Annotated in this window: 19 protein-coding genes; 11 read left to right on the forward strand and 8 right to left on the reverse strand. The window is 71.2% G+C overall.

Translation table 11 applies throughout. The features are described 5' to 3' along the window. Positions 1-26: 26 nt before the first annotated feature. Entirely contained in the window at positions 27-893 is an 867-nt protein-coding gene (locus GVN67_RS03035; protein WP_159992796.1) for an aldose 1-epimerase family protein, read from the forward strand. Positions 894-902: 9 nt separating this feature from the next. Here GVN67_RS03035 and GVN67_RS03040 read toward each other — a convergent pair whose 3' ends face one another. Then, on the reverse strand, positions 903-2,069 hold the full coding sequence (locus tag GVN67_RS03040) for an ROK family protein (protein ID WP_159992797.1): 1,167 nt from the start codon (positions 2,067-2,069) through the stop codon (positions 903-905). Between the two features lie 143 nt (positions 2,070-2,212). Between GVN67_RS03040 and GVN67_RS03045 the strand changes: the two genes are divergently transcribed. Genes GVN67_RS03045 through GVN67_RS03070 form a run of 6 tightly spaced genes read left to right on the forward strand, consistent with a single transcriptional unit; the run spans position 2,213 to position 7,982 of the window. After that, positions 2,213-2,968 carry a glucosamine-6-phosphate deaminase gene (locus GVN67_RS03045; RefSeq protein WP_159992798.1) on the forward strand — a complete coding sequence of 252 codons (756 nt, stop codon included), beginning with the start codon at positions 2,213-2,215 and terminating at the stop codon, positions 2,966-2,968. Beyond that, positions 2,965-4,002, forward strand: coding sequence for an N-acetylglucosamine-6-phosphate deacetylase (locus GVN67_RS03050; protein WP_159992799.1), 1,038 nt, complete (start codon positions 2,965-2,967; stop codon positions 4,000-4,002). Before GVN67_RS03045 ends, GVN67_RS03050 begins: the two co-directional genes overlap by 4 nt. 2 nt (positions 4,003-4,004) lie before the next feature. After that, positions 4,005-5,204, forward strand: coding sequence for an extracellular solute-binding protein (locus tag GVN67_RS03055; protein WP_200845103.1), 1,200 nt, complete (start codon positions 4,005-4,007; stop codon positions 5,202-5,204). A gap of 5 nt (positions 5,205-5,209) precedes the next feature. Further along, positions 5,210-6,280, forward strand: a complete 1,071-nt coding sequence (locus GVN67_RS03060) for an ABC transporter ATP-binding protein (RefSeq protein ID WP_235034916.1) — start codon at positions 5,210-5,212, stop codon at positions 6,278-6,280. Continuing rightward, complete coding sequence (locus GVN67_RS03065; protein WP_159992801.1) at positions 6,277-7,146, forward strand: ABC transporter permease; 870 nt, start codon at positions 6,277-6,279, stop codon at positions 7,144-7,146. Before GVN67_RS03060 ends, GVN67_RS03065 begins: the two co-directional genes overlap by 4 nt. Positions 7,147-7,151: 5 nt before the next feature. Further along, a complete protein-coding gene (locus GVN67_RS03070; protein WP_159992802.1) occupies positions 7,152-7,982 on the forward strand; it encodes an ABC transporter permease in 831 nt (276 codons plus the stop codon). Between the two features lie 7 nt (positions 7,983-7,989). Here the strand turns inward: GVN67_RS03070 and GVN67_RS03075 are convergent, their stop codons facing one another. The 4 genes from GVN67_RS03075 to GVN67_RS03090 all read right to left on the reverse strand — a co-directional run bounded on the left by GVN67_RS03075 (position 7,990) and on the right by GVN67_RS03090 (position 12,006). Then, on the reverse strand, positions 7,990-8,322 hold the full coding sequence (locus GVN67_RS03075) for a DHCW motif cupin fold protein (protein ID WP_159992803.1): 333 nt from the start codon (positions 8,320-8,322) through the stop codon (positions 7,990-7,992). Positions 8,323-8,463: 141 nt separating this feature from the next. After that, the gene (locus tag GVN67_RS03080; RefSeq protein WP_159992804.1) at positions 8,464-10,059 is read right to left on the reverse strand and encodes an ABC transporter substrate-binding protein; all 1,596 of its coding nucleotides are present in this window, start codon (positions 10,057-10,059) and stop codon (positions 8,464-8,466) included. A gap of 70 nt (positions 10,060-10,129) precedes the next feature. After that, positions 10,130-11,011 carry an ACP S-malonyltransferase gene (gene fabD / locus GVN67_RS03085; RefSeq protein ID WP_235034917.1) on the reverse strand — a complete coding sequence of 294 codons (882 nt, stop codon included), beginning with the start codon at positions 11,009-11,011 and terminating at the stop codon, positions 10,130-10,132. Further along, positions 11,008-12,006: an acyltransferase domain-containing protein gene (locus GVN67_RS03090; protein WP_159992805.1), complete on the reverse strand. Its 999-nt coding sequence runs from the start codon at positions 12,004-12,006 to the stop codon at positions 11,008-11,010. Before GVN67_RS03090 ends, fabD begins: the two co-directional genes overlap by 4 nt. 72 nt (positions 12,007-12,078) lie before the next feature. On the opposite strand from GVN67_RS03090, the gene GVN67_RS03095 reads away from it, so the two are divergent. Genes GVN67_RS03095 through GVN67_RS03105 form a run of 3 tightly spaced genes read left to right on the forward strand, consistent with a single transcriptional unit; the run spans position 12,079 to position 15,176 of the window. After that, entirely contained in the window at positions 12,079-12,744 is a 666-nt protein-coding gene (locus GVN67_RS03095) for a 4'-phosphopantetheinyl transferase superfamily protein (protein ID WP_159992806.1), read from the forward strand. A gap of 30 nt (positions 12,745-12,774) precedes the next feature. Next, positions 12,775-14,055 carry a hypothetical protein gene (locus GVN67_RS03100; RefSeq protein ID WP_159992807.1) on the forward strand — a complete coding sequence of 427 codons (1,281 nt, stop codon included), beginning with the start codon at positions 12,775-12,777 and terminating at the stop codon, positions 14,053-14,055. Continuing rightward, positions 14,052-15,176, forward strand: coding sequence for a histidinol-phosphate transaminase (locus tag GVN67_RS03105; protein ID WP_159992808.1), 1,125 nt, complete (start codon positions 14,052-14,054; stop codon positions 15,174-15,176). The genes GVN67_RS03100 and GVN67_RS03105 overlap by 4 nt, the downstream gene beginning before the upstream one ends. On the opposite strand, the gene GVN67_RS03110 is transcribed toward GVN67_RS03105, so the two are convergent. From GVN67_RS03110 to GVN67_RS03120, 3 genes are all read right to left on the reverse strand, one after another. After that, the gene (locus tag GVN67_RS03110) at positions 15,173-15,547 is read right to left on the reverse strand and encodes a PH domain-containing protein (protein WP_159992809.1); all 375 of its coding nucleotides are present in this window, start codon (positions 15,545-15,547) and stop codon (positions 15,173-15,175) included. The two genes, GVN67_RS03105 and GVN67_RS03110, sit on opposite strands and share 4 nt — an antisense overlap. Before the next feature lie 79 nt (positions 15,548-15,626). Beyond that, positions 15,627-18,701: an efflux RND transporter permease subunit gene (locus tag GVN67_RS03115; RefSeq protein ID WP_159992810.1), complete on the reverse strand. Its 3,075-nt coding sequence runs from the start codon at positions 18,699-18,701 to the stop codon at positions 15,627-15,629. Next, the gene (locus GVN67_RS03120; protein WP_159992811.1) at positions 18,698-19,837 is read right to left on the reverse strand and encodes an efflux RND transporter periplasmic adaptor subunit; all 1,140 of its coding nucleotides are present in this window, start codon (positions 19,835-19,837) and stop codon (positions 18,698-18,700) included. Before GVN67_RS03120 ends, GVN67_RS03115 begins: the two co-directional genes overlap by 4 nt. A gap of 208 nt (positions 19,838-20,045) precedes the next feature. On the opposite strand from GVN67_RS03120, the gene GVN67_RS03125 reads away from it, so the two are divergent. Next, the gene (locus GVN67_RS03125; RefSeq protein WP_159992812.1) at positions 20,046-21,038 is read left to right on the forward strand and encodes a hypothetical protein; all 993 of its coding nucleotides are present in this window, start codon (positions 20,046-20,048) and stop codon (positions 21,036-21,038) included. Positions 21,039-21,052: the final 14 nt, after the last annotated feature.

The following is a 21,052-nucleotide window of genomic DNA, read 5'->3' on the forward strand; positions in this document are numbered from 1 at the left end:
CTTCAACCGAGGGCGGAGGCCGCGCCATGCAGGAAACGCCCATCACCTTGACGCGCGACGGCGCGCAGCTCGACATCGCCCCCCTCGGCGCCGAGCCGCGACGCTGGCGCATCGGCGGCCAGGATCTTCTGTGGAACGGCGACCCGGCCTTCTGGCCCAAGGTCTCGCCGGTGCTGTTTCCGGTCGTCGGCTGGTGCCGCGGCGCGCAGATCCGCCATGACGGCCGCGCCTATCCGATGGGCGTGCATGGCTTCGCCGCACACGCTTGCTTCGACGTCACGCAGCGCAGCGAGGACAGCGTCACGCTGCGGCTGCAGGACAGCGAGGACAGCCGCGCGGCCTTCCCCTTCGCCTTCGACCTGACATTGCGCTACCGGCTGAGGCCAAACGGTTTCTCGGCCCGCTTCACCATCCGCAATCCGGGCTGCTCGCCGCTGCCCTACGCGGTCGGACTGCATCCAGGATTTTTAGCCGATCTCGACATCGCTTGCGCGCGGCTGAGTTTTTCGAAACCCGAGATTCCGTCCGTCCCCGTCATCGCGCCAGGTGGCTTGTTCTCGAACCAGCGCCGTCCGGTACCCCTGACCGGCACGGAACTTCCGGTCACGCCGGCGCTTGTTGCCCAGGAAGCCGTGTGCTTTCTCGATCTCGACAGCCGCAGCCTTCGATTCGACAATGGCGCGCGCGGCAGGATCAGCCTGCGGATGCACGACATGCCGCATCTGGCGCTGTGGTCGCCGCCCGGCGCACCGTTTCTGTGCCTCGAATCCTGGACCGGACATGGCGACCCCGTCGGCTTCACCGGCGAGATCAGCCAGAAGCCGTCGATGCGCCTGCTGCCGCCAGGTGGCGAGTCGCGACATCTGGTCAGCTTCGGCTTCCGTCCCCGCTGAGCACGCGATCTATCGCAACAGGTCCTCCAGCGCGCGGCCGAGCAGCGGCCCGGCCGCGCCGATCATGCCGCGCCCGGCGCTGAGCGGCGCATGCTGCAAAGGCGGCGGCGGCATCGCTTCCATCAGCCCCTCGGCACGGAACAGCGCCTCGAACTCGGCCCAGAATCGCGCATTGCCCATCAGCGGGCTGCTGAGGATGACACGAGCCGGGAACAGGATCCGGCACAGATTGGCCAGCGCCTGCGCCACCTCCGCCGCCGCGCGGCGCAGCGCCGGCACCGCCATCAGGTCGAGGTGGCGCAATTGCTCCAGCAGCGCATCCTCGTCATCGGCGAGTGCCGGCCAGCGCCGGCGCAGCAGCGGCAGCAGCGACCACAGCGCGGCCACCGTCTCCAGGCAGCCCTCGCCGCCGCAGCCGCAGCGCTGGCCGGCGGCGGCGGCGATGCGCCAGTGACCGATCTCGCCAAAGGGCCCGCCCGCGACACCGAAGGGCTCGCCGGCGACGGCATAAGCCATGCCGATGCCCCAGCCCCAATGCAGCAGCACGGCGCCTCCGGCATAGGCTGAAGGCTCGGCCAGGGCGCGCGCACGCAGCTCGGCATCGAGCTGGCGCACGACCTGCACCGGCCCGGCGACCGGTTCGATCGCGGCAGCGATATCGAGATGCCGCATGCGCGGCCAACGTGACGAAATCAGCCACAGCCGCCGCCCGACATCGACCACGCCGGAGATGCAGACCACGGTCCCCGCATGCGCCATGCCGCGCGGCGCCATCGCCTTCAGCCGCCCGGCCAGCGCCGCCAGGGCTGCACCCAGCGCCGCATTGTCGGCTTCGGCTGCCACCGGCAGCACCTCGCGGCCGATCTCCTGTCCGGCCAGGTCGAGCAGCACGCCGACGAAGGCGCGGCTGGCCACATGGATCACCGCGACGCCGAGCCGCCGCGCATTCAGCACCAGCCGTGCCGCCGGCCGGCCGCGGCCGAGCTTCTCGCCGGAGGCCTCCAGCACCAGGCGCCGCTGCACCAGCTCGGCGACGCAGCGCGACGCGGTGGTGGAGCGCAGCCCCAGCTGCTCCACCATCTCCGGTCGCGAGCTCAGCCGGCCACCGGCCAGCGCCGCCAGCACACGGGCGCGGTCGCGGGCAGCGGGCTCCTCGAAGCGGGCTTCGTCAGGCATGGCAAGCATCATGGGCGGCCCTTCGGCGGCACCCGGATAATTATGAACATCCATTTTCAAAATTCAATTGCAACGGATCTGATTCCCTGGCCTGATCCTATCCTGCCTTGTGAAACGCTGTCTCGATCGGAACGTCCAGCACCATGATCGATGTCCGGATATGCGCCGACGCCGCGGCGCTCGGCCAGGCCTCCGCCGAGCTCGGGGCCGCCACGCTGCGCGCCGCCCTGGCCAAGCACGGCGAGGCCTGCATCGTCGTGGCGACCGGCGCCAGCCAGTTCGCCATGCTGGCCGCGCTGACCGCCGCGCCGGGAATCGACTGGCGCCGCGTCACCGCCTTCCATCTCGATGAATATGTCGGGCTGCCGGAAAGCCACCCGGCCAGCTTCCGCGGCTATCTGCGGCAGCGCTTCCTGGCGCCGCTCGGCGATGCGCCGGCTTTCCACCCGGTGGAGGGCGATGCGCCCGACCCGGCGGCGGAAGCGCTTCGGCTGAACGCGCTGCTGCGCGGCCGGCGGGTCGATCTCTGCTTTGCCGGCATCGGCGAGAATTGCCACCTGGCCTTCAACGATCCGCCAGCCGATTTCGATACCGAAGATCCGTATATCGTGGTGACGCTGGACGAGGGCTGCCGCCGCCAGCAGCTCGGCGAGGGCTGGTTCCCGACGCTGGAGGCGGTGCCGCGCCAGGCCATCTCGATGAGCGTGCGGCAGATCCTGCGCGCCGAAAAGATTATCCTGACGACGCCGGACCAGCGCAAGGCGGCGGCCGTGCGCGACGCGCTGGAAGGGCCGGTGACGCCGCTGCACCCCGCCTCGATCCTGCAGGGGCATGCCGACACCACGATCTTCCTCGATCCCGCTTCGTCTTCGCTGCTGCAGGGCACGGGGGCCGCGTGATCTCCGCCGGGCTGGTCGACCTGCAGGTCAATGGCTTCGCCGGCGTCGACTTCAACGCCGGAACGGCGCTGACGACGACCGCGATGACGCAGGCGCTGGACGCGCTGCTGGCGACCGGCGTCACCTGCCTGCTGCCGACCATCATCACCGCCGATGAAGCGTCCTTGCGGACACGCTTCGACGCGCTGGATGAAGCGATCGAAGAAAGCCCGCTCGGCGCGCTGATGTGCCCCGGCTATCACCTCGAGGGCCCCTTCCTCAACCCGGCGCCGGGCTACGCCGGCTGTCATCCGCCCGCGGTGATGCAGCCGCCGGATTACGCGCTGGTGGAACGGCTGGAGGCCGGGCTGAAGCGCCCGATCCTGCTGATCACCATCGCCGCCGAATTGCCCGGCGCCGATTCTTTCATCCGCCGCGCCCGCGCAGCGGGGAAGCTGGTCGCCATTGGCCATAGCGCCGCCGATTTCGCGGCCGTCCAAGCCGCGGCCGAGGCGGGTGCAGTCCTGGCCACGCATCTCGGCAACGGGCTGCCGCAGGCATTGCCGAAGCTGGCCAATCCGATCTTCGCCCAGCTCGCCGAAGATCGCCTGGCGGTCAGTCTGATCGCCGACGGCATCCACCTGCCGCCGCCCGCGCTGAAAGTGCTGCTGCGCGCCGCTGGCGAGCGCGCCATCCTCGTCACCGACGCGGTCGCCGCCGCGGCCGCGCCACCCGGGCTCTATGATTTCGCCGGCATGCAGGTGGAGCGCGACGCGGCCGGCGCGGTGCGGCTGCCGGGGCAGGTCTCGCTGGCGGGGTCGGGGCTGTGCCTCGATGCCGCGCTGCGCAACCTGCTTGGCTGGGGCTTCGCCGATGCCGCCGCGGCGCTGGCCATGGCCTCCACCCGCCCCGCCGCCCTGCTGCGCCCGGCGCTGGCCGCGCGCGGCATCACGCTGCCGGGCTCGGAACTTCGCTGGGATGACGGGCTGCATCTTCGCAGCCTGCGCCTCGGCCCGATCGAACGCGCCTACCCTGCCCCACTCCCTGGAGAATGACGATGTCGCATGACCGCATTGCTCTGCCTGTGCCGCGCCGCCGGGTCATCGGCGGCCTCGCTGCCGTGGCCGCCGGCGGGCTCGCCGGCCCCGCCCGCGCCGCCTCGCCGCCGCTGCCGCAAAGCCCTGTCGCCATCACCATCATGGATGTCGGCGGCGCGCTGGCGCTGATGCAGAAGGCCTTCGAGGATTATCGCGCCGCCAATCCGCGCCTGGTCTCGCGCATCACTTTCGTCAAGGCGCCGGCGCCGGAGCTGGCCGGCAAGATCAAGGCGCAGCAGGATGCCGGCCGCGCCGATATCGACCTGGTGCTGACCGGCAGCGACGGGCTCGCCGCCGGCCTCAGCCTCGACCTCTGGCGCAAGATCCTGCCTGATTTCGACGACAAGTTCCCGAAGATCGAGGAGAATTACGAACCCGCCGCGCTGAACCTGCATCGCGCGCAGGGCGCCGGCTTCGGCGTGGTGATGAACTACTACCCCTCCGGCCCGCTGCTGGAATATGCCGCCGACCGCGTGCCGCAGGTGCCGCAGACCGCCGAGGACCTGCTTGGCTGGGCGCGCGCGCATCCCGGCCGCTTCATGTATGCGCGGCCGAGCAATTCCGGCCCGGGCCGCACCTTCATGATGGGCCTGCCCTATATCCTGGGCGACAAGGACCCGATGGACCCGGTCAATGGCTGGGACAAGACCTGGTCCTATCTGCAGGAACTGGGAAAATTCATCGACTCCTATCCGGCCGGCACGGGTGCCACGATGAAGGAGTTCGGCGAGGGCTCGCGCGACATCATCGTGACCACGACAGGCTGGGACATCAATCCGCGCGCGCTGGGCATCGTGCCGAAGGAAGCCAGGATCGCGACGATCAAGGGCTTTCACTGGGTCTCCGACGCCTTCTTCATGTGCGTGCCGAAGGGCATTCCCGATCCGCGCATGGCGGTGGTGCTGGACATGATGGCCTTCGTGCTGAAGCCGGAGATGCAGGCCTATTCCTATGACGAAGGCTATCTCTATCCCGGCCCCGCGGTGCGCAACGTCCCCGTCAGCATGGCCCCGCCGCGCAGCCAGGAGGTCATCGCCGAATTCGGCCGCCCGGAGTATGCTGATCTGATCGCCAACAATCCGATCGAGCTGCCGCTGAAGCCCGACCAGATGGTGCTGGCCTTCCGCCGCTGGGACCAGCTCGTCGGCGCGCGGCGCTGATGGGCGTGGCGACCCGCCCCGCTTTCGGCACGCTGCGGCTCGACGGGCTGCAGCGCGACTTCGGCGCGCTCAACGCGCTGAAGGGCCTCGACCTGACGATCCGCCAGGGCGAGTTCATCGCGCTGCTCGGCCCCTCGGGCTGCGGCAAGTCCACGGCCTTGAACTGCATCGCCGGGCTGCTGCCGCTGACCGGCGGCAGCATCTGGCTGGATGACCGCCGCATCGACACGCTGCGCCCGGAAGAGCGCGGCTTCGGCATGGTGTTCCAGAACTACGCGCTGTTCCCGCATCTGACGGCGCGGCGCAACATCGGCTTCGGGCTGCGCATGCGCGGCGTGGCGAAGCCGGAGCTCGACCGCCGGGTGGACGCCGCCATCGCCATGGTCCGGCTGGAATCGCAGTCGGAAAAACTGCCAGGGCAGATGTCGGGCGGCCAGCAGCAGCGCGTCGCCATCGCGCGGGCCGTCGTCGTCGAGCCGCCGCTGGTGCTGATGGACGAGCCGCTGTCCAACCTCGACGCCAAGCTGCGCATCGAGATGCGGCAGGAGATCCGCCGCATCCACAACCAGCTCGGCACCACCACCGTCTATGTCACGCATGACCAGGAGGAGGCGCTGTCGCTGGCCGACCGCATCGTCGTGCTGCGCGACGGGCGCATCCGCCAGGTTGGCGCGCCGGAGGAGCTCTACGCCCGGCCGGCGCATCTCGATGTCGCCGAGTTCATGGGCTATCGCACACGGCTCGCAGGCCGCATCCTGGCGCGCGACGGCGCATTTCTGACCGTCGATCTCGGCTTCGGCCAGCTGCAGGGCGTCGAGGCGGCGCCGATCGCCGGCGACACGGCGCTGCTGGCGCTGCGCCCCGACGACCTGCAGCCCGTCGCCGACAGCGCGCCGCATCTGCTGGCCTGCGTCGAGGCCGTCGAATTCATCGGTCGCGAATTCCATGGCGTGGCGCGCAGCGCGCAGGGCGACGCGCTGCATTTCCGCGCGACCGCGCGGCCGGCGCTCGGCGAGATGCTCTGCCTCGGCGCCGATCCGCAGCGCGTGCTGGCCTATCCGGACGCGCAGCCATGACCAGCCGCGAAAGGCTCGCGGCGCGCGGCGTCGATGGCGTCACGCTGCTGGTGCTGCCGGCGGTCGCGCTGCTGGTGCTGCTTTTCGTCTATCCCTTCCTCTACGGCCTGTTCCTATCGTTTCGGCCGAAGGACGGGTCGCTGCTGGGCAATTACGCGCGCTTCTTCGACGATCCCTTCTTCCGCGACACCATCTGGGTGACGATGCGGCTGGCGCTGCCGGTGACGCTGCTGAACCTGCTGCTGGCCCTGCCGATCGCGCTGCGCGTCCGCCACCTGCGGCGGCAGCGGCTGCTGATCACCGTGCTGGTGCTGCCGATCACGCTGGGCACCGTGCTGGTCTCGGAAGGCATGCTCAATTACTTCGGGCCGCAGGGCTGGTTCAGCCGCACGCTGATGCTGCTGGGCGTCATCAGCGCGCCGGTGAAGCTGGTGCAGAGCTACACCGGCGTCTTCCTGTCGCTGCTGATCACCGGCTTCCCCTTCACCTTCCTGCTGACGCTGTCCTATGTCACCGGCATCGATCCGGCGCTGGAGCAGGCGGGCGCCACGCTCGGCGCCGGCCCCGCGCGCCGCTTCCGCCACGTGCTGCTGCCGCTGCTGCTGCCGGGCCTGGCCATCACCTTCTGCCTGTCCTTCGTGCAGGCCTATTCGGTGCTGCCCTCGGCGGTGCTGGTGGGCGATCCCAGCCGGGCGACGCGGGTCATCTCCATCGCCGCCTACCAGGCCGCCATCGAGGAATACGACTATGCCATGGCCTCCACCGTGGCGCTGATCATGGGGGCGACGCAGCTGGCCGTGGTGGGCATGGCGCTGGGGCTGCGCGGGCTGCTCTATCGCGGCCCCGCCGGCGGCGCGAAAGGCTGAGCCGGATGCGCCGCACCCTGATTGACCGGCTCTGGTCCACCGCGCTGTGGACGCTGGTGGGCTTCTTCATCGTCAACCTGCTGGCGTTGATCGGCACCGTCGTGGTCAGCTCCTTCGCCACGCGCTGGCTGCGCAGCTGGCTGCCGGCCGACTGGACGCTGCGCTGGTATGCCGCCGCCTGGAACGAGTTCCAGCTGGGCGACGTGCTGCTGACCACCTTCCAGGTGGTGCTCGCCGTGGTCGCGCTGTCGGCGATCTTCGGCGTGCCGGCGGCCTATGCCCTGGCGCGGCGCGACTTCCCGGGCAAGCGGCTGGCGATGCTGCTGCTGCTGCTGCCCATGCTGGTGCCGCCGGTGACCTATGGCATCCCGCTGGCGACGGTGCTGTACCAGACCGGGCTGGGCGGCAGCATGGCCGGCGTGATCCTGGCCAATCTGGTGCCCAGCATCCCCTTCGTCGTGCTGGTGATGATCCCCTTCATCGAGCAGATCGACCCGCGCATCGAGGCCGCCGCCCGCGTCTTCGGCGCCGGCACGGGGCGGCTGTTCGTGCATGTGCTGCTGCCGCTGCTGGCGCCCGGCGTCATGGCGGCGCTGCTGCTGGTGCTGGTGCGCACCATCGCCATGTTCGAGCTGACCTTCCTGACCGCGGGCCCGACCAGCCAGACGCTGGTGGTGGCGCTCTACTACGCGGTCTTCGCCTCGGGCGTGCGGGCGGTGCAGTCGATCGACGCCATGGCGGTGATCTACATGGGCGTGACGCTGGTCTGGCTGCTGATCGCGCTGCGCTTCGTCAACCCGACCCAGCTGGTCGGGCGGTCGAAGCGCAGCGGCTGAAGCCGTCTCAGTCGACGATGAACAGCCTGGCGCCGGTGACCGTGGAGGAGCGGTGCGCCGGATCGCCGAAATCCGACACGGTATAGCCATGGCCGGCGGCGAAGGTGAACTTGCGGCCGTCCTTCAGCTCGGTCTGCAGCTCGCCTTCGATCACGTAGATGACATGGCCGCGGTCGCACCAATGGTCGGCCAGATAGCCGGCGGAATATTCCACCACGCGCATCCGCACGTCGCCATTGTTCAGCGTGCGCCACAGCGCCGTGCCGGTCTCGCCCTTGTGCTCGGTGGCGGGCAGCGCGTCCCAGTGGACGGAAGTGAAGGGCAAGGGCGGCAGCTTCATGGCGGGCTCCTCAAGACAGGTGGTGCCCGCCATCTGTGCCGCCGCGGGGCCAGCGTGGCAAGCCCGGGGTGATCGGGGTGGCGATTGCCCAAGCCCCAGGCAGCGCCGCCGCATGACAGGGCAGTCATGCGGCGGCGGGGTTCAGACCTTGCGCAGGTTGGTGAAGACCGGCGCGCCCTTCAGCATGCCGGTCAGATTGCGGCGATAGGCCACCGGCTGGGTGAACTGGCCGAGCTGGATGAAGGGCACGTCCTCCCAGGCCTGCAACTGGATCTCGCGGCACAGCGCCTGCTGTTCCGCCAGGTCCGCGGCGTCGAACCAGCGGTCGCGCAGCGCCTCGATCTTCGGGCTGCTGGGCCAGCCGGGGCCGGCGGCGGCGCCATTGCCGCGCAGCGCCGAATGCGTCGCCGGGTTCATCTGGTCCAGGCCGGACCAATAGGTGCAATAGGCGCTCCAGCCGCCCTGGTCGATCGGCCGGCGGATCAGGATGCGCTGCACCACCGTGCCCCAGTCGGCGGCGATGAAGTCGACATTGAAGCCCAGGCGCCGCATCAGCGCGGCGGTGACCTCGCAGACCGCCATCGTGCGGGGGACGTCGGCGCCGGCCAGGAACACCACCTTCTCGCCCTTGTAGCCGGCTTCCACCAGCTCCTGCCGCAGCGAGGCGAAATCCTGCGACCCGTTGAGCTTCTCCATCCCGGCATCGCTGGCCAGCGCCGAGGCCGGGGAGAAGATGCCGACCTTGTCGCTCCAGATCGAGCGGTCGGACCCCGCCACGGCGGTCATGCAGTCGGTCTGGCTGACCGCCTTCAGCACCACCCGCCGCACCGCCGGATTGTCGAAGGGCGGGAACAGATGGTTGAAGCGCAGCTGCCCGTTCATGCCGGACGGGTCCTTCACCTCGACGACGATGTCACGGTTGCGGCGCAGGCCGGGCAGCAGGTCGATCATCGGCTGCTCGACCCAGTCGACATCACCGGTGATCAGCGCATTGGCCGCGGTCGCCGCATCGGGGATGACGTTGAATTCCAGCCGGTCGAAATGCGCGACGCGCGGGCCGGCGGTGAAGCTGGCGACGCCATCCGGGCGGGGGACGTATTTCTCGTGCCGCGCATAGGCGACGCGGGCGCCGGGGATGCGGTCATTGGCCAGGAAGCGATAGGGGCCGCTGCCGACCACCTCGGTCACCTGCTTGAAGGCATCCGTTTCGGCCAGCCGCGCCGGCATGATGGCGGGCACCAGCGAGCTCGCCCGGCCCAGCGCCTGCGGCAACAGCGGAAACGGCTTTTTCAGGCGGAAGCGGATGGTGCGGTCGTCGGGCGCGGAGAGCTCTTCGGTGACCGCCATCAGGCTTTGGCCGAAGGCGTCGCGCTTGCCCCAGCGCTGGATGCTGGCGACGCAGTCCCGCGCCAGCACCGGCGTGTCGTCGTGGAAGACCAGGCCGGGCCGCAGGGTCAGCGTCCAGATCAACTGGTCGGCGGAGACGACATGCCCCGCCACCATCTGCGGATGCGCCTGGAAATTCTCGTCGGTGCCATAGAGCGTGTCAAAGACCGCCAGCGCATGGGTGCGCACGGTATAGGCGGTGCTGAAATGCGGGTCGACGACGGCGATATCGGCGTAAGGGACGAAACGCAGCGTGCGGGCGGCCTGCGCCCGCGCCAGCCGCGGCGCGGCGAGGGTGGTGGCCAGGGCCGGCAAGGCGATGCCGGCCTTGAGGAGATCGCGACGGTTCATGCTGCTCTCCGCTTGGGGTTGCGGAGGCGCTCGCAAGAGCCGTGCCAGCAGCAGCTTTCTTTCAGCCGCCTCAGAACCGGCGCGCGATATTCGCCGGCACCGGCGCCTTGCGGATGTCGGTCAGCAGCCGCGTCAGCACCTGGCCTGGGCCGATCTCCAAAAATTCCGGATCGGGCTCGTCGAGCAGATACTGCACCGATTCCACCCAGCGCACCGGCTGGTCGATCTGCGCGGCCAGGCGCAGCGCCACCTCGCCGTCGCGATGCGGCAGGCCCGAGGCATTGGCGATCACCGGCAGCATCAGGGGCGCGAAATCAATGCCGTCCAGGAACCCCGAGAATTCCGCCCGCACCGGCGCCATGTGGCGGGAATGGAAGGCGGTGCGGACATTCAGCGGGATGGCGCGGCCGCCCGCGGCGTCGATCGCCAGCCCCGCCGCCTCCAGCGCCGCGACCGGGCCGGCCAGCACGGTCTGCAGCGGCGCGTTCTGGTTGGCCAGGTCGACACTCGCCAGGCCAGGGTCGGCGGCCAGCAGGGATTGCAGCCGTTCCAGCGGCAGGCCCAGCGCCGCCATCATGCCGCCGCCGCTGACCGCCCCCATCAGCGCGCCGCGCTTCTGGACCAGGCGCAGGCCGGTGGCGAAGTCGAAGGCCTCGGCGGCGAAGAGGGCGGCATATTCGCCCAGGCTGTGGCCGGCCACGAAATCCGGGGCGCGGCCGCTGTCTTCCACCCGGGCCAGATGGCCGAGCGCCTCCACCGCGTAGAGGGCGGGCTGGGTGAATTCGGTGCGGCCGAGACGGGCTTCGGCATCCTCGAGGCAGAGCGCGGCGAGGTCATAGCCGAGGATGTCCGAGGCCTCGGCGACCAGCCGCGGGAAACGCGGGAAAAGGTCGCGCCCCATGCCGCGCTGCTGCGACCCCTGGCCGGGGAAGAGGTGGATCAAGGTCGTCACCGGAAACGCTCCTCGACGAGGGCCATGCTGCGCAGGTCATGGCCGAACTGGTTGATCGCCGGCAGCGCCAGGGTCTGCGCCCCCAGCACCTGGCGGGCGAAGGCGGCCAGCGTGCCGGTGGGCCCGGCCTCGACGAAGCGCAGCGGACGGCCCTCGGCGGCCAGCGCGCGGATCGCCGCCTCGAAGCGGATCGGGCCGCGCGCCACCTGCCAGAGATGCGCCGCATCCAACACCGCCAGCGGCGCCGCGGTGGCGCAGGAGAACAGCGGAAAGGCCGGCCGGCGGAAATGCCGTCGCGCCGCCGCCGCCGTGACGGCGGCCTCGGCCGGGTCGAGCAGCGAGGCATGGAAGCCATAGCGCACCGGCAGCGCCGCGATGACCAGGCCTTCGGCTTCCAACGCCGCCATCAACGGGGCCAGCCCCGCCCGCGGCAGGGTCAGCACGCAATGCTGCGGGCTGTTGATCGCGGCGAGTTCCGCGCGCGCGGCGGCCACGCCAGGCAGCGCCATGACCCGCGCCGCCGGGGCCAGGACCGCCAGCATGGCGGCCGGCGCCAGCAGCGCCTCGAAGCTGCGGGCATTCTCGAAGACCAGGGAAAAGGCCTCTTCCAGGGTCAGGACGCCGGCGACGGTGGCGGCGATGGTCTCGCCCAGGCTGTAGCCCAGCAGCAGATCCGGGCGGATGCCGCGGGCGAAGAGGCTCTGCGCCAGGCTCCAGCCGATGGCCAGCAGGGCCGGCGCGCTTTCGATCTGGCGGTCGAAGCCGGCGCTCTCGGCCATCGGGCGGCCATAGATGATCTGGCTCAGGCTGCGGCCCTCGACCGGGCCGGCGGCCTGGTCGCAGCGGGCCAGGCTGGCGCGGAAGACGGCGTCGCTGGCCTGGAGCTCGCGGCCCATCTGGTAGTATTGCGACCCCTGGCCGGCGAAGAGCATGACGGTGCGGACCGCAGCTTGCGGATTTGCCGTCTCGCCCGCCGCCATGATAGTCGCCCCCATGCTCGCCACCCCGCTGCGTGCCGCCACGCCGAGGCTATCGGAAAGCCGCGCCCCCCAAAAGGGCCTGCGCCCATGCTGAGCCGCGGCGCCGTCCGGCTGGGCTGGCTGCGCCCCGATATCGCCGATGCCGCGACCCTGGCGGGCTGGCACGGGCTGCTGGCGCCGGAGGAGCAGGCCCGCGCCGCGCGCTTCCATTTCGACTCCGACCGCCGCGCCTACACGGCCGCCCATGCGCTGAAGCGGCAGATGCTGGCCGAGCATGGCGGGTTGCCGCCCGAGGCCTGGCGCTTCACCACCGGCGCCGCCGGCAAGCCGGAGGTCGATCCGGCGCTGGGCCGTTCCTGGCTGCGCTTCTCGATCTCGCATTGCCGCAGCCTGGTGGCCTGCGCGGTGGCGGCGACCGACGATGTCGGGCTGGATGTCGAGGCGATGGCGCGCCCGGCGCTGACCCCGGGCCTGGCCGACCGTTTCTTCGCCCCCAAGGAAGCCGCGATGCTGCGCGCCCTGCCGGAGGCCGAACAAGCCTCGGCCTTCCTGCAGATCTGGACGCTGAAAGAAAGCTTCGTGAAGGCGACCGGGCATGGCATCGGGCTGGGGCTGGAGCGCTTCGCCTTCGCCCTCGACCCGCCGCGGCTGCTTTTCGCGCCGCCCGAGACCGGGGCCCTGGCCGAGTGGCGCATCGCGCAATGGCAGCCGCTGCCGGGGCATTGGCTGGCGCTGGCGTTGCGCCGGCTCTAGCCTCGGGGCCGCATTCGGCAGGAGACGGGCATGACCACCCTCACCCTCGGCATCGAGGCGCAGCCCGACCAGGCCGAGCTGGTGGCCACCACCATCGAGCAGGCGGCGCTGACCGGCCATGGGACCGGCCAGGGCCTGGATGCCGCCGGCGCCCGCGCCTTGGCCCGGGCGGCGGAGGAGACCTTCGCCCATGTCATCGCCCGCGCCCCCGGCGCCCGGGTCGACTTTTCCCTGAAGCGCCTGCCGCATGCGGCGCGGCTGGACATCGCCTTCGCCGAGCCCGGCTTCGACCCCGCCGCCTTCAACCTGACGCATGGGCTGGACCTCGAGGGCGGCGAGCTCGAGGACCTGGCGCTGCTGATCGCCTCGCGCTCGGTCGACCGCTTCGACCTGACGCTGGAGCCTGGCGAGCCGGTGCGGATCCGGCTGGAGAAGGACCGCCTCTTCCCTGCCCTGCCGCCGCTGGCGCCGGTCCCCGCCCCGCCCGAGCCCGGCACGCCGCTGGCCATCCGCCCTGGCAGCCCCGCCGAGCTGCGCCACCTGGCCCGGCTGCTGGCGGCGCTGCACCCGCAGGCCGCGCTGCCGCCGCTGGCCCGCGCCCCCGACCGCCTGGCCGAGATGGCCGCGGCCTTCGCCGCCGCCGGCATCCTGGCGCTGGCCCCCGACGGGCGGCTGGCCGGCGGGCTGCTGTGGCAGGAGGGCGAGGGCCGCATCGCCGAGTTCCACGGCCCCTGGGTCTTCTCCGGCGGCGCCGCGGTGGCCGAGCGGCTGGTCGAGGGGTTCCTGGGCGAGTTGGCGCGCAGCCGCCGCACCACCGGCGTCTTCGGCATGGACAGCGCCACCCTGCCCGAGGGCTGGTTCGAGCCGCTCGGTGGGCTGCTGGCCGGGCCCGGCGCGGTGTTCCGCAGCCTGGAGGAGGACACCGGCGCCATCGCCTGGGCCGACCCGTCGCTGCGCGGCTTCCTGGAGCAGGCCTATGACCGGCTGGCGCTCGCCCGCGAGATCCGCGACGCGCCGCCGCCGCCGGCCAGCGCCTCGGTGCTGGCGGCGGGCTTCGACCGCGCCGCCGGCCGGGCGGTGCTGCGGCCGGTGCTGGCGGGCGCCGATGCCGCGGCCAATGTGGCGGCGCATGTGGCGATGCTGGCGGGCGACGGCATCGCCCGGCTGACGGCGACGCTCGATCTCGGGCGGCCGGCGGATGCCAGCTTCATCCCGGCGCTGCTCGGCGCCGGCTTCGTGGCGCGCTATGTCGTGCCCGCGGCGCTGCGCGGCGATGCGCTGGTGCTGCAGCACCCGCTGGACAGCCCATGATCGGGTCGGCGCCCCCCTCGCTGACGCGGCTGGTGCCGGAGCATGTGCGGCGCTTCACCGCCTATGTGCCCAGCCCGCCGGACGAGGAGCTGAAGCGGCTCTACCGCATCGACCACCTGCACCGGCTGAACAACAACGAGAACCCGCTGGGCCCGCCGCCCGCCGCCGTCGCCGCGCTGGCGGCGATGACGCCGGCGCAGCACGCGCTCTACCCCAGCGGCGACGGTTTTTTCCTGCGGCGGCGGCTGGCGGCGCTGCATGGGGTGGAGCCTGAGCAGATCCTGATCGGCAATGGCGCCAACGAGGTGATCGCCTTCGTGCTGAAGGCCTTCTGCCAGCCGGGCGACGCCATCGTCACCGCCGACCGCACCTTCGCCGTCTATGAATGGGTCGCCGAATTCTCCGGCATCGAGGCGCGGCTGGTGCCGCTGCGCGACCATGCATTCGACGACGCGGCCATGCTGGCCGCCGCCCGCGCCGACGACCGCACCAAGATTCTTTTTCTGTGCAATCCGAACAATCCAACGGGGTCGTGGTGGGATGGCGACCGGCTGGGGCGGTTCCTGGACGCCGTGGGCGGGCGGCAGGTGGTGGTGGTCGACGAGGCCTATGCCGAATTCGTCGACGACCCGGCCTTCCCGGATGCGGTGGCGCTGATGCGGCGGCATCCGAACCTGGTGGTGTTCCGCACCTTCTCGAAGATGTGGGGGCTGGCCGGGCTGCGCATCGGCTACATGATCGGCACGCCGGAGATGACCGACATCGTCCGCCGCACCGCCGTGGTCTATTCGGTCGGCGGCGCCGCGCAGATCGCAGCGCTGGCGGCGGCCGGCGACCAGGCGCATCGGACGGCGACCAACGCGCTGATGGAGGAGGCGCGCCGGCATGTTTCGGCCGAGATGCGCGGCCTCGGCCTGCCGGTGCTGGGAAGGGCCGGCAATTTTTTGATGCTGCGGCTGCCGATGAGCGACACCATCGCGCATCGCCGGCTGCTGGCGCAGGGGGTGATGGTCCGCGCCATGACCGGCTTCCGCTACCCCAACCATATCCGGCTGAGCCTGTCGCATCCGGCGGCGATGGAGGCCTTCTGCCGGGCGATGCATGGCCTCGTGCGGCGTTAGGGTATCTTTTGGGCGATGGCGGCCTGCAGGGCGTAGACATCGACCTTGGCGTTGAAGGTGCGCTGGATGGGCTCGGCGGCGCCGCTGACCCAGAGTTTCAGCTCGGCGTCGAGGTCGAGATGCCCGGCGCTTTCCACCGAGAAGCGGGTGATGCTGCGATAGGGGATCGACAGATACTCGGTCTTGCGCCCGGTCAGGCCTTGCTTGTCGACCAGGATGATGCGGCGGCTGGTGAGCAGGATGACGTCGCGCACCAGCTTGTAGGCTTGCTCGATGGCTTCGCCCGGCCCGAGCAGCCGCCCGAATTCGGTGGCAGCCTGATCCCGGTCGTATTCACCCGCATTGCCCAGCAGTCCCGAGAAGAAAGCCATTGTCGTCGCCTTTTTCGTGAAGCTGCGGAGGGCGCCATCGGCGCCCGAGAACCGGCAGAAAAATAAGCCTTAAATCTCGCTAGGCGGCTTTTTCTTCCCCCATGGCTTCCGGCGTCTCCACCAGCTTATGCCGTTCGCGTTTCGACAGCATCAGGTAGCAGGCTGGCACCAGCAGCAGCGAGACGACGAGCCCGAGCCCCATCCCACCCACCATCACCGCGCCAAGGTCCTCGCGCGACCGCGCCCCGGGCCCGACGGTCAGCAGCAGCGGCAGGGCGCCGAGCATGGTGGCCACGGTCGTCATCAGGATCGGCCGCAGGCGGGTGGCGGCGGCTTCGACCACCGCTTCCTCGATCGTCCGGCCTTCGTCGCGCAGCTGGTTGGCGAATTCGGTGATCAGGATGCCGTTCTTGGCGACCAGGCCGACCAGCGTCACCAGCCCGATGAAGCTGTAGGCGTTGAGCGAGCCGCCCACCGTCATCAGCCCGAGCCCGGCACCGACGATGGCCACGGGCACCACCGACAGCACGATCACCGGGTCGCGGAAGCTTTCGAACTGGGCCGAGAGCACCAGGTAGATGAAGACCAGGGCCAGGGCCATGACCAGCAGCACGGTGGCGTCGGCCTGCTTCAGCGCCCGCGACGGCCCGTCGAAGTCGAGCTGGGTGCCGGGGGGCAGGATGCGGGTGGCCTCGGCCTCGAGGTCGGCCAGCAGCGGCCCGAGCGAGCCGCCCGGCGCGATCGAGGCGCTGATGCGGGCCGAGCGCAGCTGCTGGAAGCGCGGCAGGGCGCTGGCGCCCACCGTCTCGCGCGGGCGGGCCACCTGGGCCAGCGGCACCAGGCTGTCATCGGCGGCGCGGACATAGATGTTGCCCAGGATGTCGGCGTCGCGGCGCAGCGCCTCCTCGACCTGCAGCATGACCTTGTACTGCTCGCCGCCATAGCCGAGGAAGCCGGCCTGCTGGCCACCGAGGAAGACGTTGATCGACTGGCCGATGCGGGCGATGTCGATGCCCAGCGAGGCGGCCAGCGGCCGGTCCATCGCCACGTCGATGCGCCGGGTGTTGAGGTCGAGGTCGACGGTCGGCGCCACCAGCCCGGGATGGGCGCGGGCATAGGCGGCCAGCGGCTCCATCGCGCGGGCCAGGTCCTCGTAGCTGCCGGTGGACTTCACCACCACCTGCACCGGGGGCACGCTGCCGCCGGCCAGCGGGTTGGGGTCGAGGATGTTGAAGCGGCCGCCGGCGATCAGCGTCAGGTCGGGCAGGATGCGGGCGCCGATGGCCTGGGCCGTGGCCTCACGCTCCGCCCAGGGGCGCAGCAACAGGAGCGCGATGGCCTCGTTCGGCGCGGTCAGGCCGTTCATGATCATGCTGCCGCGGCGCTCGGGCACGGTCTCGAAGACGCCCTGCACCCGGGCGGCGAGGCGGGCCATGTAGTCGTTGGTGGCGTCCTGGGGGGCGGTGTACTTGACCATCAGGTAGCCGGCATCGTCGGCGGGGGCGAACTCGCCGGGCAGCCGGGTCATGGCGCCGATGCCGAGGACGAAGCCGCCGAAGGCCAGGATGACCAGCAGCCAGCGCCAGCGGATCAGCCGCCGCAGCAGCCGGGCATAGAGGCCCGAGGTGTGGGCGAAGCCGCGGTCCAGCCGCTGCGCCCAGCCGCCCGGCCGCTTGGCGCGCAGCAGGCGGGAGCACATCATCGGCGACAGCGTGCGGGAGACGAAGCCCGACAGCAGCACGCCGGCGGCCAAAGTGAAGGCGAATTCGCGGAACAGGCTGCCCAGCATGCCGGGGACGAGCCCGATCGGCAGGTAGACGGCGGCGAGCGTCAGCGTGGTGGCGACGATGGCGAAGCCGATCTCGCGCGAGCCGATGAAGGCGGCCGAGACGGCGTCGCGGCCTTCGTCGATATGGCGCTGGACATTCTCGACATCGACGATGGCGTCGTCGACCACCAGGCCGATGGAGAGCACCATCGAGAGCAGGGTGAAGGTGTTGATGCTGTAGCCCATGACATACATGAAGCCGAGCATGCCGATCAGCGACAGCGGGATGGTCACCAACACGATGAAGGAGGAGCGCAGCGAGCCCAGGAACAGCAGGATCACCAGGGTGACCAGCACGACCGCGACCAGGATGGTCTCGGCGACCTCGGCCACCGCGATGCGGATGGTCTGCGAGCTGTCGAAGACGACATCGACCTCCATCCCCGCCGGCACCAGCCGGCGCAGCGCCGGCAGCAGCGCCTCGGTGGCGCGCGCCACCTCCAGCGGGTTGGCCGAGGATTGCGGCAGCACGCCGACGGCCAGCGCGGTGCGGCCGTCGATCCAGATCGAGTTGTTCTCGCTCTCCGGCCCGACCTCGACGCGGGCGACGTCGCGCAGCCGCACCAGGGCATTGGCGCCGCCGCGGCGGACCACCACCTCCTCGAACTGCTCCGGCCGCACCAGGGAGGTGTCGGCATAGACCAGGCTGCGGCGGCCATCCTGCTCCAGCGTGCCGGAGGGGACGGCCAGGTTCTGCGCCAGGATGGCGTCGTTGACGTCGGAGGCGGTGACGCCATGCGCCGCGAGAAGGTAGGGGTCGAGCCAGACCCGGATGGCATAGCGCCGCTCGCCCAGCACCTGGACGGCCGCGACCCCGTCGACCGAGGCCAGCGCCGGGCGCACCACGCGGCCGACCACCTCGGTGATCTCGGTGGCGCTGCGGTTCGGGTCGGTCAGCGACAGGTAGATCACCGGCACGGCGTCGAGGCTGAGCTGGGCGACGGTGGGCGACAGCGCCTCCCGCGGCAGCACGGCGCGCAAGGTGCCGACCTTGTCGCGCACCTGGGTCACCGCATCGAGCGGGTTGGTGCCGACCTTGAAGCCGATCTGGATCTCGCTCAGCCCCTCGCGGCTGGTGGAGACCACGGTGTCGATGCCGCCGATCGCCGCCACCGCCTGCTCGATCGGCGCGGTGATGGTGCGCTCCACCAGGTCCGGCGTGGCCCCGGCATAGACAGTGGCGATGGAGACATAGGGCAGGTCGAAGCGCGGCAGCTCGCGGATCGGCAGGCGCGACAGGCCGAGCAGCCCGATCAGCGCGATCACCAGGTTGACGACGATGGTGAAGACCGGCCGCCGGATGAAAAGGTCGGAGACGGACTTCACTTGGTCGTCCCGGGCGCGGCGGCGGGCGTGGCGGGCGTCGTGATGGTGACGCGGCGGCCCTCGTCCAGATTGAACTGGCCGATGGTCACCACCTCGTCGCCCTCGGCCAGGCCGTCGAGGATCTCCACCCGGTCGGCCATCTGCACGCCGATGGTCACCGGCACGCGGCGCGCCCGGCCGTCGACGATGCGGAAGACCGAGGCGCCGGTCAGGGTGTATTGCACCGCGGCCGGCGGCAGGATGATGGCGGCCGGGCGCTGGGCGATCACCAGCCGGACACGGCCGAACAGGCCGGAGGTCAGCAGGCGGGCCGTGTTGTCGATCTCGCCGCGCAGCTGGATGTTGCGCTCGTTCAGGTCGGGGCGGGTGTCGATCAGCACGATCCGCCCCTCGAACTGGCGGCCGGGCACGGCGTCGACCGACAGCTGGAAGGTCTGGCCGATGGCCACCGACGGCAGGAAACGCTCCGGCAGGCGGAAGTCGAGCCGCAGCACGGTGCGGTCCTCCAGCCAGAGCAGCGTCTTGCCGGCCGGGGCATATTCGCCGATGCCGAAGAACTTCTGGCCGGCGACGCCGCGGAAGGGCGCGCGCAGGGTCAGCTGGTCGAGCGTGGTGCGGCGCACGGCGAGCTCGCTCTGCGCCTGGTCCAGCGAGGCCTGGTCGTCATCCTGCGCCTGGCGCGAGCGGACGCCGGCCACCGACAGCTGCTGCCCGCGGGAGAAGCGGACCTGGGCGATCGCCAGCTGGCCGGTGGCGGCGTCGAGCTGCGCCTGGGCGATGCGCTTGTCGAATTCGACCAGGGCCACGCCGGCGGCGACCTCGGTGCCCTCGATGAAGGTGGAGGCGACGATGCTGCCGCCGGTCAGCGAGGCGACCGGCACGCTCTGCCGCGCCCGCAGCGTGCCGATGGCGCTCAGCGCGGTCTCCACCGGGCCGCGCCGCACCCGCGTGGTCTCGACCGCCGCCGGGGCCTGCTCGGCGCGGTCGGCGACCTGCGGCGTCACCGGCGGCGGCGCCGTGCCCGTGGGGGCGGCCAGACGGCCCAGCCAGGGCAGTTGGAAAAAATGGCCGATGGCGATGCCGCCGGCCAGGCAGAGGATCAGGGCCAGCAGCCCCGGCAGACGGCGTGTCGACATGGGCCCCGGCGGATCAATCCGAATGCGCCGGACGCTACAGAGGGCTTTCCCCCCGCGCAACGTCTTCGTGCAACCGGTGGGGCGCGACGGCACCGGTCCGCAACCATCGCGGGTGCTGGCGCGGCGCCGGAAGCTCTGCCATGGTCGCCGCGGCCAGGATGGCCAGGACGCGTCGCGCGGCGCGGTCCGGCAGATGCATGGGGTGCAAATGGCAGCCTCGGAGGCGACCTGGCCAGGGGAACTCCCCGCAGGCCTCGGCGATGCGGGCCATCCCCCGCGGGCCGAGCTGCACCTGCATCTGGAAGGCGCGGTCGGCCTGGCCACGCTGAACCGGCTGGGCGCGCGGCACGGCCTGCCGAAGCTGGCCGAATCCGACCTGCGCATCGCCTGCTGGGCCGACAGCCAGCGCGCCTTCGAGCATGTGCTGGCCCGCCTGCGCACCGGCCAGGACTGGTTCGACGCGACGCTGGCGCTGTTCGACCGCTTGGCGGCCGAGGACATCGCCTATGCCGAGGCCTCGATCATGCCGGTGGTGCATGCCGAGCTCGGCCTGCCCTTCGCCGCGCTCTGGCCCGGGCTGCGCGACGCCCTGGCGCAGGGCGAGGCCGCCACCGGCCGCCGGCTGCGGCTGCTCTTCGCGGTGCCGCGCAATGCCGGCGCGGCGGCGGGCTTCGCCACGCTGGACTGCGTGCAGGCGGCGAACCACCCGGCGGTGGTCGGCATCGACCTGGCCGGCGAGGAACGCGCCGACACCATTCTTCCCTTCGCCCCGGTCTTCGCCGAGGCGCGGCGGCTCGGGCTGAAGACCGCCGCCCATGCCGGCGAATTCGGCGGGCCGGAGCGGGTCGCGCAGACGCTGGCGGCGCTGGCGCCGGACCGGCTGCATCACGGCATCGCCGCCGCGGCCGATCCTGGGCTGCTGCGGCAGATCGCCGCGGCCGGCATCGGCGTCGATGTGTCGCCGCGCTCCAACCTGGCCTTCGGCGCGGTCGGCAGCCTGGCCGCGGTGCCGGTCGCCGCGATGGTGGCGGCCGGGATCCGCGTCAGCCTGTCGACCGACGACCCGGCGCTGGTCGGCAACACCCTGCCCGGCGAGATTCTGCTGCTCGGCGACACCTACGGCCTCGACGCCACCGCCGCCCGCGCGGTCGAGGAGAACGCCTGGAGAAACGCCTTTGGCGCGGGGGGCGCGGCGCCGTGATGGATGGCAGCCGG

Source organism: Roseomonas sp. 18066, assembly GCF_902706185.1.
GTDB lineage: Bacteria > Pseudomonadota > Alphaproteobacteria > Acetobacterales > Acetobacteraceae > Pseudoroseomonas.